Annotated in this window: 8 protein-coding genes and 3 pseudogenes; 2 read left to right on the top strand and 9 right to left on the bottom strand. The window is 36.2% G+C overall.

The genetic code is table 11. The features are described 5' to 3' along the window. Positions 1–195 precede the first annotated feature (195 nt). Entirely contained in the window at positions 196–2,769 is a 2,574-nt protein-coding gene (gene secA / locus JKF54_RS06065; RefSeq protein ID WP_211908771.1) for a preprotein translocase subunit SecA, read from the bottom strand. A 456-nt stretch (positions 2,770–3,225) separates the two neighbouring features. Between secA and JKF54_RS06060 the strand changes: the two are divergent. Continuing rightward, positions 3,226–4,331, top strand: a pseudogene (locus JKF54_RS06060) (IS481 family transposase). Here JKF54_RS06060 and ltrA (JKF54_RS06055) read toward each other — a convergent pair. The 3 genes and pseudogenes from ltrA (JKF54_RS06055) to JKF54_RS06045 form a co-directional block, all read right to left on the bottom strand. Further along, positions 4,292–5,242: pseudogene (ltrA, locus tag JKF54_RS06055) on the bottom strand (group II intron reverse transcriptase/maturase). The pseudogenes JKF54_RS06060 and ltrA (JKF54_RS06055) overlap by 40 nt on opposite strands. A gap of 232 nt (positions 5,243–5,474) precedes the next feature. Then, positions 5,475–5,861: a hypothetical protein gene (locus tag JKF54_RS06635; RefSeq protein ID WP_246433168.1), complete on the bottom strand. Its 387-nt coding sequence runs from the start codon at positions 5,859–5,861 to the stop codon at positions 5,475–5,477. Between the two features lie 296 nt (positions 5,862–6,157). Continuing rightward, a complete protein-coding gene (locus JKF54_RS06045) occupies positions 6,158–6,934 on the bottom strand; it encodes an enoyl-ACP reductase FabI (RefSeq protein WP_063630452.1) in 777 nt (258 codons plus the stop codon). 623 nt (positions 6,935–7,557) lie between these two features. Between JKF54_RS06045 and JKF54_RS06040 the strand changes: the two are divergent. After that, positions 7,558–8,588: pseudogene (locus JKF54_RS06040) on the top strand (IS481 family transposase); the annotation flags it as partial. A gap of 54 nt (positions 8,589–8,642) precedes the next feature. Here the strand turns inward: JKF54_RS06040 and JKF54_RS06035 are convergent. The 5 genes from JKF54_RS06035 to gap form a co-directional block, all read right to left on the bottom strand. Then, the gene (locus JKF54_RS06035) at positions 8,643–9,137 is read right to left on the bottom strand and encodes a hypothetical protein (RefSeq protein ID WP_246433167.1); all 495 of its coding nucleotides are present in this window, start codon (positions 9,135–9,137) and stop codon (positions 8,643–8,645) included. Between the two features lie 166 nt (positions 9,138–9,303). Beyond that, positions 9,304–10,617 (bottom strand): group II intron reverse transcriptase/maturase, encoded by a 1,314-nt coding sequence (ltrA, locus tag JKF54_RS06030; RefSeq protein WP_211907771.1) that lies wholly within the window; start codon positions 10,615–10,617, stop codon positions 9,304–9,306. A 459-nt stretch (positions 10,618–11,076) separates the two neighbouring features. After that, the gene (locus JKF54_RS06810; protein ID WP_211908051.1) at positions 11,077–11,205 is read right to left on the bottom strand and encodes a nucleotide-binding protein; all 129 of its coding nucleotides are present in this window, start codon (positions 11,203–11,205) and stop codon (positions 11,077–11,079) included. A gap of 134 nt (positions 11,206–11,339) precedes the next feature. Beyond that, positions 11,340–12,098 carry a twin-arginine translocase subunit TatC gene (tatC, locus tag JKF54_RS06020; RefSeq protein ID WP_211908050.1) on the bottom strand — a complete coding sequence of 253 codons (759 nt, stop codon included), beginning with the start codon at positions 12,096–12,098 and terminating at the stop codon, positions 11,340–11,342. Between the two features lie 3 nt (positions 12,099–12,101). Next, on the bottom strand, positions 12,102–13,073 hold the full coding sequence (gap, locus tag JKF54_RS06015; protein ID WP_211908049.1) for a type I glyceraldehyde-3-phosphate dehydrogenase: 972 nt from the start codon (positions 13,071–13,073) through the stop codon (positions 12,102–12,104). Positions 13,074–13,133: the final 60 nt, after the last annotated feature.

The following is a 13,133-nucleotide window of genomic DNA, read 5'->3' as shown; positions in this document are numbered from 1 at the left end:
CATTTTACTCACTTTTTTATTTGTGGGTAAAAGTGAGATTTAAATCCGATTGAGAAGTTCTGATCAAGCACGCCATAAGAAAGCCTCTACAAACCTTTTGGCCCAATATTAATTCGGCTATTGATTTTGTCTTTCAGAGTGCTCGAGCAGATCTTACTTCGGTTAGCTATAGCAGCTATAATGTGCTTGCAACAACTAATTCACTACGGCAACTGAACCGTGACAGTGTTTGTATTTTTTTCCAGAGTTACAAGGGCACTTGTCATTTCTTGAAACTTTTGGAAGTCTGCTATTTTTAGTAGAGCGTGACCTATTGCCTATTTCTTGATTGTCTAGCAACTTAAAGTGCGCTAGGCGGTGAATGGTAAGCTCCCTCCACTTTTCAAGCATCGACTCAAACATTAAGAAAGCTTCGCATTTAAATTCATTCAGTGGGTCTTTTTGCCCCATGGCACGCAAATTTATGCTTTGTCTTAGGCTCTCTAAGACCGAAAGGTTCTCCCTCCATAAATGATCAAGTGTCATGATCATCACTTGTTTCACTATCGTATTCCACAAATCTGTAGTTTGTTGACTATTGAAATATTTTTCTTTCTCAGTAAAAAATTCTTGTATCTTGTCATTTATATAATCCAAGGCTTCTTGTTTATTCAAAAACTCTGCTAGATTAAGCGTTATCCCGTATCTTATGTGGAATTCTTTTGCAATATCTTCAACATAATCTTCGTAATAACCACTTTGTACTATACCTTCTATTATATCCTCATTTACTTCACTATATACTTCAACTAAATCATTGATTTCATTGTTTAAAATATGATTTCTCTGCTTAAAAATAACTTTACGTTGATTGTTGATTACATCATCAAACTTTAGCAAAGACTTCCGCACATCATAATTTCTAACTTCAACTTTCTTCTGTGCTTTTTCAAGTGCTTTATTAATCCATGGATGATGAATAGCCTCGTTGTTCTTTAGTCCCACTTTTTGCAAAAAATTCCTCATTCTATCAGAACCAAATATCCTCATTAAATCATCTTCAAGTGATAGAAAGAACTTAGAAAGTCCAGGGTCACCTTGGCGGCCAGAACGTCCACGTAATTGATCATCTATTCTCCTGCTTTCATGCCTTTCGGTTCCAATAACACATAAGCCACCAGCTTTTATAGCAATTTCCTTATCTTTTTTTACTCTTTCGACTATTTCTTGATATTTTTTTTCTCTTTCATCAGCATTTTTTATTTTCTCGAGCTCTATTTTTGCAATCATTTCAACATTTCCACCAAGCTGAATATCAGTTCCACGTCCTGCCATGTTTGTTGCTATAGTAATGCTGCCTGGTATTCCAGCTTGCGCTATTATATACGCTTCTTGTTCATGATAACGAGCATTCAATACTGAATGCTTAAGGGAATGGCTTTTCAAAAGATCGGAAAGTTTTTCAGAATTTTCAATACTCACAGTGCCAACAAGCACTGGTTGAAGACGTTTGTGACATTCCGCTATAAACTTCAATACAGCACTAAATTTTTCTTTTTCTGTGCCATAAATTTCATCATCAACATCTATTCTTTTAACAGGCACATTAGTTGGAATTTTTACTACATTTAATCTATATATATCACGAAATTCTTCTGCCTCTGTTGCTGCTGTTCCTGTCATACCAGAAAGTTTGTTGTACATACGAAAGTAGTTCTGAAATGTGACTGATGCTAAAGTTTGACTTTCATGCTGAATTTCAAGATTCTCCTTTGCCTCCAGTGCCTGGTGAAGACCATCAGAATATCTCCTACCTTCCATCATGCGCCCAGTAAACTCATCAATAATTACCACCTTACCGTTTTTCACTATATAATCTTTATCAGCAGTAAACAGCTTATGTGCACGAAGTGCTTGATCTATATAATGAGTCAGTATAATATTGCTAGTATCATAGAGCGAGGAATTTCCAGGAATGAGGTTATACGATTTTAGTAATTCCTCCACTCGTGAAATGCCATTTTCAGTGAGGAACACTGCTCTACTCTTTTCATCGACTTCATAGTCAGAATCAACTAATTTGATTACTATTTTATTGATATGCTTATATATCTGATTATTTTCCTCAAGTGGGCCAGAAATAATGAGCGGAGTACGCGCTTCATCAATCAGTATGGAGTCTACTTCGTCTACTATTGCATAATTGAATCCTCTCTGAACCATATCTTCTTGAGAAAATTTCATATTATCTCGTAGATAATCAAAGGCAAGTTCATTATTTGTTGAGTATACTATATCTGCGCTATAAGCCTTTTTTCTCTCGTCGTCTTTCAAATTATTTGTAATAAATGCAACAGAAACTCCAAGAGAATTATATAATTTACTCATCCACTCTGTATCTCGTTTTGCAAGATAATCGTTAACAGTTACGACGTGCACACCTTTTCCTTCTAAAGAATTTAGGTATGCAGCTAAAGTTGCGACTAGTGTCTTTCCTTCTCCTGTTTTCATTTCTGATATCATGCCATTATGGAGAACCATGCCACCAATTAGCTGAACGTCGAAATGCCTCATGTTAAGGAATCTTCGTGATGCTTCTCGTACAACCGCAAATGCAGGTACGAGAAGGTCATTTAGTGTTTTTCCATTTTTCAGTTCTTGTTTTAATTCCGCAGTTTTACTAGCAAGATCCTCATCAGATAAGCTCTGCATTTCTTGCTCTAGCGCATTAATCTGCTGAGCAATTTTTCTGAAAGATTTTATTATCTTCTTGTTCGTTGATCCAAATATCCTTTTTTATAAAAAAGTGACAACGTAAAGATGAAGAATGTAAGAATAGTTGTTAAAACTAACGTAGAGTCTGGCATAAACTTAGGTAAAGTTTTATTTAATATGAGATTATATTACTAAACGTAACCTGCGGCAATTAGATTCAGAAAATCTTTATTTACAAACTAAGGAAAAGATTCTTGCAGATGAAATGTAAAAGAGTCTATTTATTTTATTAAATATTATAATTAATAATTAAACTTTCTTAATAAGTTATTAAAATAGTGTTAAGCTACATGTATAAAACGGTTAGTGGAGTTACAATGTTAAGCAATATTATAAAAGTAAAATTAGAGAAAAATAGTTGTCCTTTTGAAGAATTAGAAGAATTTTTTGCTTCTGTAATAGTTTAGACTTGATCTGACAAGCAAACAAAGTAAGATAAAAATATAAACAAGTTTTAAAGGAGTGTCAGATATGAATACAACACAAGAAAAAATACTAAAACCAAAGTTGGGATTGCTAGAACTTGCAAAGCAATTAGGAAATGTATCACAGGCGTGTAAAGTAATGGGATATTCAAGGGATACATTTTACCGCTTCAAAGAACTGTATGAAACAGGAGGAGAAGAGGCTTTACACGAGATAAGCAAAAGCAAGCCATTGTATGCAAATAGAGTGTCGGAGGATATAGAAAAAGCAGTAGTTGAAATAGCAATAGAGTTTCCAGCATACGGACAAGAAAGAGCAGCAAACGAACTGAAAAAGAGAGGAATTCTCATCTCTGCAAGTGGAATAAGATCAGTGTGGCAAAGAAACGATCTTGAAAATTTTAAAAAGAGGTTAAAGGCATTAGAAGCAAAAGTAGCTCAGGATGGTATCATTTTAACAGAAGAACAGATAACAGCTCTAGAAAAGGCTAAGGAAGAATAAAGAGGCCCATGGAGAAATTGAAACAGAGCATCCAGGATACTTAGGTAGCCAAGACAGTTATTATGTTGGTAATATCAAAGGTATTGGACGAATTTACCAGCAAACCTTTGTTGATACCTATTCCAGAGTTGCTTTTGCTAAGCTTTACACAGAAAGGACTGCTATCACAGCTGCAGATCTTCTTAATGATAGGGTAGTACCGTTCTTTGATGAACAGAAAGTATCATTGCTACGTGTTTTGACGGATCGTGGTACAGAGTATTGTGGCAGACCTGAAAATCACGTTTACCAGCTATATTTAGGGGTAGAAAATATTGATCATTCTCGAACCAAAGCTCGTTCTCCACAGACTAATGGCATATGTGAAAGGTTCCATAGAACTATGCAAGATGAATGTTACAATATTATCTTTAGAAAGAAAATTTACACCTCTTTGGCAGAACTTCAGTTAGACGTAGACCATTGGGTGCATTCTTACAATAGATCTAGACCACATTCAGGTAAATATTGCTATGCCTATGCAAACCTTTTTTGATAGTATGCATATTGCTTATCAGAAAAATATTAGTAACATTAAACAAAAGACTGATATTAGTTTTCAATTCTTCTGTCAGATCAAGTCTAAACTATTACAGCTAATACCAAAGTAGTTGTAGTGTCCTGTTAATTTAGCCTTCAGTACTTGCCACCAATCTTTAAGTCGAATACTTCCGCGGACTATTTTCAACCACTCCTTGATTTCTTTTAGTTTTCTGGCTAGATTTAACTTTGAGGTTTTATGTCCCATTATTAATCTACCACGACGACTTTTTGCACCATAGTGCGTAAACCCCAGAAAATTGAAACTTTCCGTCCTTCGTTTCTCTCTTATCGCTTGTTGCCACTCCCTCTTGCAAAACTTTACTACTCTGGTCTTGTTTTCAGATACTTCCAACCCAAATTTATTTAGCCTTTGTTTCAGTAATTCCAGAAATTCTTCCGCGTCTACCTTACTTTCGCAACAAACCACAAAATCGTCGCAAAACCTTATTAGTTGTATATATCCTCTGGATCTTGGTTAAAATTTCTTTTCTCTCCATAAATCCAACACATAATGTAAGTATATATTTGCTAATACAGGACTTACTATACCACCTTGGGGTCTATCTTGTTTTGTTGCTTCATAATTTCCAGCTTCGACTATCCCTGCCTTGAGAAACCGCTTTACTAACCACCGCAAATTTGGGTCAGTTATTCGTTCCCTTAGACATCTCATTAGCCATTTATGCTGTATATTATCGTAGAACTTCTTGATATCCACTTCTACAATGTAGTTTATTGGCTTGTACATAACTGCTTTATCTAGTGCATTTACCGCTTGATGACAGTTTCTTCCAGGTCGAAATCCATATGAGCTGTCCAGAAAGTTTGCCTCGTAAATATTTTCTAGTATCTTCTTCAGCATAATCTGTACTAATTTATCCTCGGTCGATGGTATTCCGAGTCCGCGTTTCTCTTTACTGCCAGCTTTCGGTATATATACCCTCTTTACTGGTTGTGGTTGATATTGCTTCCTCTTCATACTTTCTACTAGCACTTCAAGTTTCTCATTCAGATTTTCTCCGTATGATTCCACTGTTATCTGGTCTACTCCACAAGCCTTGTTACGCTTCAGTTCTTTATAACATCTCGCAAGATTCTCTGTATTTATCAGATGGACTAACGATGTGAATTTAGTCGCTTATCTTGCTTTGCTCTTACTGCTATCTGGTTTAGTTTATTTTGCATGTTATTCCAACCTCCGTTGTATTGGCCTAGCAATCCCTATTCCAGTTACTATATTGCTGATCGCTTCCCCTTGTACGTGGCTTTCCCACATTCTGAGTACTATCAATCAGTCCGACTTCCCCTGCATCTTCCGCTAGTTCTTGCCTTTGTTGACTTGTTCCAGCGTACCTTTGTAGGAATGCATAGGATCTCCCAAGTTCACTTGAAGTCCATTTCAATACATGGCACGGTCTCAGATCCCGATAGAGTGAGTGATAACTTGCCTTTACGTTATCCTTCATGCTGTCTTCCATGGCCATGAAAATGTCGACCTCTATGTCTTCAGGTATTTCGGAACTCAATCCCTTCACTTTCGTTGTACCCTGCATTGTCCATCCCACTAGCTCTATTACACTCGTTACCTCATGCAACATAGTGGTCTGTTCCAAACTGTTGGCTAGACTTTGTTTGTGTTGGATTTTTACCAACTGTTCTCCAAGCACTTCTTGGCGCACCAAGAGCAACCCTCACGCACAATCTCTTAACCCAAATGGAAGAAGTAAAAATAGAAGATCAGCGGCAATAAATACTTTTAAAATAATAACTCTATGGTTAATATGCGAAGATTTAAGTAAAAAATGTTGTCATTCTAGTAGCTGATACTGGGCTCCAATGTCAATTACTCGGATAACAAAAAAACACAGGCTTCACATGCATCTGCAGTACTGTATTAGTCTACTATCTTCATTCCCACAACATTATACCCTGAATCAACATGTAAAATTTCTCCAGTTGTACCACTACTCAGGTCGCTTAATAAGTATAGTGCTGCCTTGCCAACATCTTCTATTGTAACATTGCGTCTAAGTGGAGAATTACTTCTATTCCATTCCGATATGGAGTGAAAGTCACTTATTCCAGAAGATGCCAAAGTTCTGATTGGACCAGCAGAAATTGCATTTACTCTGATGTTCTGTGGTCCGAGATCACATGCTATATATTTTACACTTGCTTCAAGTGCTGCTTTACATAAACCCATCACATTATAATTTGGCATAACTTTTTCAGCACCATAGTAAGATAAAGTAAGTAAACTACCGCCATTTAACATCATTTTTTCCGCTCTTTGCGCTAAAGCAGTAAAAGAATAGCACGATATATGCATTGCATTAATAAAGTTGTTTAGTGAAGTATTGACATATTTACCATTTAGCTCATTTTTATCGGAGAATGCTATTGCATGTACCAAAAAATCAATAGCACCCCACTTCTCCTTTATTTCCTTAAAAGCATTATCTATAGTTTCCTCATTTGAAACATTACAGTGCAATATTAACTCTACATTTAATTCACTTGCTATTGGTAATAATTTCTCTTTTATTGTTTCATTTTGATAAGTGATTGCAAGCTCAGCTCCATGTTCTGAGAGGGTCTTTGCTATACCATATGCTATTGACCTCTTATTTATTATTCCGGTTATTAACCCTTTTTTGCCCTGCAATATCATAGAAATTATTTGCCTTTTTTATAATTTGAAATATTAACTAGGCAAAGTCAATTATGTTTTAACTGTAGCTAACGTATAAAAATTACTTCCGCATATTTCCAACCTCATTATAATTACAATTAGAGATATTTTAAGAGCTCAAAATCTATCTTTAGTCTGCAGATTTTTTAATCAAACTTATTAAAAAATATATTCTTCAGTGTATATCTGTCGTATATGCACCGCATTTTTTTCTAACTTTTTTTACACAGGAGGATTTTATGTCCAGAATTCCAGATACTTGACCTTTACTTTAAAACCAACTGGCGCCTATGGTTTTTATAAAAAGATTACAGGAAATAAAAACACTCTAGAGAACATGAAATAAGGATACTGAAATATAAGCTGCCTACATTTGCAAGCAGCTCATAAAGTCTTCTTATTTACTTACTCCTTGAGCAGAAGAAAGTTGTTTTGATATAGTCACACTTTCCATACTTGTTGAAGGATTCTGTGAAACTTTTACTATTTCAGAACCTTCTTTACGTAAGTAGGATAGTACATCTATGTAATAGTTTAGACTTGATCTGACAAGCAAACAAAGTAAGATAAAAATATAAACAAGTTTTAAAGGAGTGTCAGATATGAATACAACACAAGAAAAAATACTAAAACCAAAGTTGGGATTGCTAGAACTTGCAAAGCAATTAGGAAATGTATCACAGGCGTGTAAAGTAATGGGATATTCAAGGGATACATTTTACCGCTTCAAAGAACTGTATGAAACAGGAGGAGAAGAGGCTTTACACGAGATAAGCAAAAGCAAGCCATTGTATGCAAATAGAGTGTCGGAGGATATAGAAAAAGCAGTAGTTGAAATAGCAATAGAGTTTCCAGCATACGGACAAGAAAGAGCAGCAAACGAACTGAAAAAGAGAGGAATTCTCATCTCTGCAAGTGGAATAAGATCAGTGTGGCAAAGAAACGATCTTGAAAATTTTAAAAAGAGGTTAAAGGCATTAGAAGCAAAAGTAGCTCAGGATGGTATCATTTTAACAGAAGAACAGATAACAGCTCTAGAAAAGGCTAAGGAAGAATAAAGAGGCCCATGGAGAAATTGAAACAGAGCATCCAGGATACTTAGGTAGCCAAGACAGTTATTATGTTGGTAATATCAAAGGTATTGGACGAATTTACCAGCAAACCTTTGTTGATACCTATTCCAGAGTTGCTTTTGCTAAGCTTTACACAGAAAGGACTGCTATCACAGCTGCAGATCTTCTTAATGATAGGGTAGTACCGTTCTTTGATGAACAGAAAGTATCATTGCTACGTGTTTTGACGGATCGTGGTACAGAGTATTGTGGCAGACCTGAAAATCACGTTTACCAGCTATATTTAGGGGTAGAAAATATTGATCATTCTCGAACCAAAGCTCGTTCTCCACAGACTAATGGCATATGTGAAAGGTTCCATAGAACTATGCAAGATGAATGTTACAATATTATCTTTAGAAAGAAAATTTACACCTCTTTGGCAGAACTTCAGTTAGACGTAGACCATTGGGTGCATTCTTACAATAGATCTAGACCACATTCAGGTAAATATTGCTATGCCTATGCAAACCTTTTTTGATAGTATGCATATTGCTTATCAGAAAAATATTAGTAACATTAAACAAAAGACTGATATTAGTTTTCAATTCTTCTGTCAGATCAAGTCTAAACTATTACAAGCCATTAGCTACTTCATAAATTCTTACTCCATGCTCATCAACTCGTCCACGCATTCCTCTTTTTTCATCTCCAGGTAGCAACAATGTAACCGCCGTTATCCTATTGCTTTCAAAAAAATCATTAGTTAAAATATTACTAATGTTTATTTTTCCTTTATTATCATTCAGCACAATTCTTGCAGTCAACATAGTTCTAATTGGACTTCTCACTCTAAGCTGTACAGATTCTACATCACTGTTTTCTATGTGTTGAGCAATTTCTTGCTTAGTTTCATCAATAATCTTGCCTTTTAGATATTTACCGTGATTTTCATTTTCTGAATTATAAGAAGAGCTATCAGCAAGAATTCGCCTTTTTGACTCTTCATCATCACAATCTAAATATTCAATTTTGCGGTCATGCTTGGTACCTAAAAATGGATGATCATCTGCTCTCACCCTATTATTCGGAGGAAAATTGAAAGTCCTATTCCATTTATCACTTGACACTGGTCCAGGTATTCCTTGAACAACCTCAGAGTTTTTTTCTTTAGAAGAATTACTTAGTCTGGTAGAGACTTATGACCTTGAAATCAGCGATTTGGTCTCATAACCATAGTCTCCCCAAAAGAACCGTGCTTGCGGATTTCCCGCACACGGCTCCACAATACAGCGTTCACACTAGTGCTCCTGTGTATAAAGAAACATATACCTTTGGTTTTGGTAATGGATTTACTTTTAAATAGTGTATAAATTGTTCCCAATCGATACTTTTCTTTTGACTACGTCGGTTTATCCACTTAAATGCTAACTTTGTTGCCAGTCGATTGAATTGAATCAAACACCGATAATTTCCGCTAACTCCGAAGTAGCTATAGTGTCCTGTTAGTTTGGCTTTAAGTTTCTGCCACCAATCTTTGAGGCAGATACGACTTCGTACCATCTTCAACCACTCTTTGATTTCTTTAATCTTTCTAGCTAGGCTTATTTTTGAAGTTTTCTGCTTCATCATAAGTTTACCATTACGACTTTTTCCACAATAATGTGTAAATCCTAGAAAGTTGAAGCTAGCCGTCCTACGTTTCTCTCTTTCTGCTTGATACCATTCTTTCTTACCAAACTTTACTATTTTTGTTTTATTTTCAGCTATTTCCAATCCAAATTTACTTAGTCTTTGTTTCAGTAATTCTAGAAATTCTTTTGCGTCTTCTTCCCTCTCGCAGCCAACTACAAAATCGTCGCAAAACCTTATTAGCTGTATATATCCTCTGGCTTTTGGCTTAAATTTCTTTTCAAACCATAAGTCCAGCACATAGTGTAAGTATATATTAGCTAATACAGGGCTTACTATACCACCTTGTGGTGTGCCTTGATCGGTTGCTTTATAACATCCAACTTCGACTATTCCTGCCTTTAGAAATCGTTTTATTAACCACAATAAATTTGGGTCAGCTATTCGTTCCCTTAGACAATTCATTAGCCATTTATGTTGAACATTATCAAAGAACTTCTTGATATCCACTTCTACAATATAGTTAATTGGTTTGTGCATAACTGCTTTATCTAGAACGTTTATCGCCTGATGACAATTTCTTCCTGGTCGAAATCCATACGAGCTGTCCATAAAGTTTGCTTCATAAATATTTTCTAATATCTTCTTTAGCATTACCTGTACCAACTTTTCTTCTGTTGATGGTATTCCGAGACCGCGTTTTTCCTTGCTTCCAATTTTGGGTATGTATACCCTTTTCACTGGTTGCGGTCGGTATTGCTTTCTCTTCATACTATCCACTAGCATTCTAAGTTTCTCTTCTAGATTTTCTCCATAAGCTTCCACTGTCACACGATCTATACCGCAAGCCTTGTTGCGTTTTAGTTCCTTGTAACACTCTGCAAGATTCTCTTCATTAATCAAATGAACTAGCGATGTAAATTTTACTCGCTTATCTTGCTTAGCCCTTACTGCTATCTGGTTTAGTTTTCCTTGCATACTCCTCCAATCTCTGTTGTATTGGTATAGCAATCCCTATACCAGTCACTATATTGCTAACCGCTTCCCCTTGTATGTGGCTTTCCCACACTCCGAGTACTATCAGTTAGTCCGACTTCCTTTGCATCTTCCTCCAGTCCTTGCCTTTATTGACTTGTTCCAGAGTACCCTTACAGGAATACAAAGGATCTCCCAAGTTCACGTAAGGTCCATCTCAACACATGACGCGGCCTTCGATCCCGATGGGGTGAGTAATATCTTTCCTTAGCGTTATTACCCATGTTGCCTTCCACCAAATGTAAAGTGTCGGCCCCCATGACGCGTGAATTACGGGACTCAATACCTTCACTTTCGTTGCACCCTATGTTGTCCATTCCATTAGCTTTACTACGCTCGTTACCTTACGCAGCATAATGGTTTGTTCCAGGTTGCTGGCTAAGCTTTACCCGTGTTGGATTTTCACCAACTGTTCCTTACGCACTTCTTGGCGCACACATTTCTACCTTCCCTAGCACGCATCACCGCTATATTTGTGGCTATGGTCGTTTTACCAGTACCACCTTTTTGACCACCAACAACTATTATCATAACACACCTCGTAATATTTTAATTCACTTGGCGTCTACTAAAAAATCAATAAGGGCAGTTTACATAATCCCACTTCAATGTTCAAGAAAAAGTGCTCCGGTGCTCATTCTTTGTTTATAAATAATATTCTTGATTCAATCCTTTGCTTTCTTCTCAATATATCTACATATCAGGATAGAGAGCTCATATAATACCAACATTGGAATTGCAAGCCCTACTTGGCTTAGTACATCAGGTGGAGTTAAGATTGCAGCAATAATGAAAATTACCACTATCGCAATTCTCCGTTTATTTGACAAACTTTGTGCAGTGATTAGCCCTACTCTTACCATTAAGGTGAGTATAACTGGAATTTGAAATGCAGTGCCAAATGCAAACATAAATTGAAGAACAAGGTCTAAATATTCACTAACTGATGGCATAAACTCTATTGGTATACCGAAAGATTTACCGCTATGTTCAAAAGCAATAAAAAATTTCCAGGCTAAGGGAAATATGTAGTAGTAAACTACAGCGGCTCCCGTTACAAACAAAACCGGTGTTGCAATTAAGTATGGCAATAACACTGCCCTTTCTCTTTTATATAAGCCAGGTGCTAGAAATATGTAGAATTGCCATGCAAACACAGGAAAAGAAAACAACAGTGCACTCATTATTGCAACCCTGAGATATACAAAAAACGCTTCTGTTAAGTCTGTATAGATTAGAGAAAAATCATTGCTATCTTTTGTAACTTCTATTAAAGGTGCAAGTAAAAAGCGGTATATATTTTCTTTAAAGTAGTAACAAAACCCGAAGGTAACACAAAAAAATAGAAAGCAAAAAATAACCCTTTTTCTAAGTTCCGCAAAGTGCTCATAAAATGAAGCATATTTTTGTGAGTTTTCGTTCATACTTTACAATAACGCTATGTCTAACATTCTCAGTGAAAAAGCCCATTCATTATCGTACCACGCTGCAACTCTACAGATATCACCTGTGACATATGTACCAGCTAAATCCACAATTGCACTATAAGGGTTATGGACAAAGTCTATTGAAACTAAAGGCTCGTTACATACGGAAAGCACATGATTTGCTGAATTCTTAAATATTTCGTTTATTTCCTTAGTTGTTGCTCTCTTATCAGCTAAAAATTTAAAATCAACCATAGAAACGTTGCTAACCGGAACTCTAATAGCAGTACCATCTAGCTTACCCTTTAACTGAGGAATGACAGAACCAATTGTTTTTGCTGCTCCAGTTGTAGTTGGCACCATAGAAAGGCCACAAGCTCTTGCCCTACGTAAGTCTCTATGGTTGCCATCAAGAATATTTTGATCATTCGTATAGGCATGTATAGTGGTCATAAAACCGCTTTTTATGCCTAAATTGGAGTGTAAAACGTGTACAATCGGAGCCAGACAGTTTGTAGTACAAGAACCTGCTGAGATCACTTTATGCTCCTTTTTTAGCATATCATTATTTACGCCGTAAACTACAGTTACATCAGCATCTGAAACTGGAGCAGAGACAATTACTCTCTCTGCATTATGCTTTGCTGCTTCCGCACGCTTGTTGAATGCACCAGTGCATTCAAGCACTACATCAACATTCCAAGGAATATTTTCAGGGCTACGTTCTCTATATAAAGAAAATTTCCTGCCATTTATAGATAGCCAATTTTCAGACTCGTTAAAATCAATATCGCCGTTAAATTTGCCATGAACAGAGTCATATTTAATCAAATGTGCATGCTGCTCAGCACTGAGCGACCCATTTACCGCCACAACTTCTATTTGCTCGCTATAGTTTTCTACTTCAAAAATAGCACGCAATACACTTCTGCCTATTCTACCAAGACCATTAATTCCTACACGAATTGTCATTTTTCCATCTTAAAAGTTTAATTATAGAGGATATTGCCTGATATTTCATTCTATTCTTTT

Origin of the sequence: Wolbachia endosymbiont of Spodoptera picta, from assembly GCF_018141665.1 — a bacterium.
Taxonomy (GTDB): Bacteria; Pseudomonadota; Alphaproteobacteria; order Rickettsiales; family Anaplasmataceae; genus Wolbachia.
This window is presented reverse-complemented; position numbering and strand designations above follow the sequence as displayed.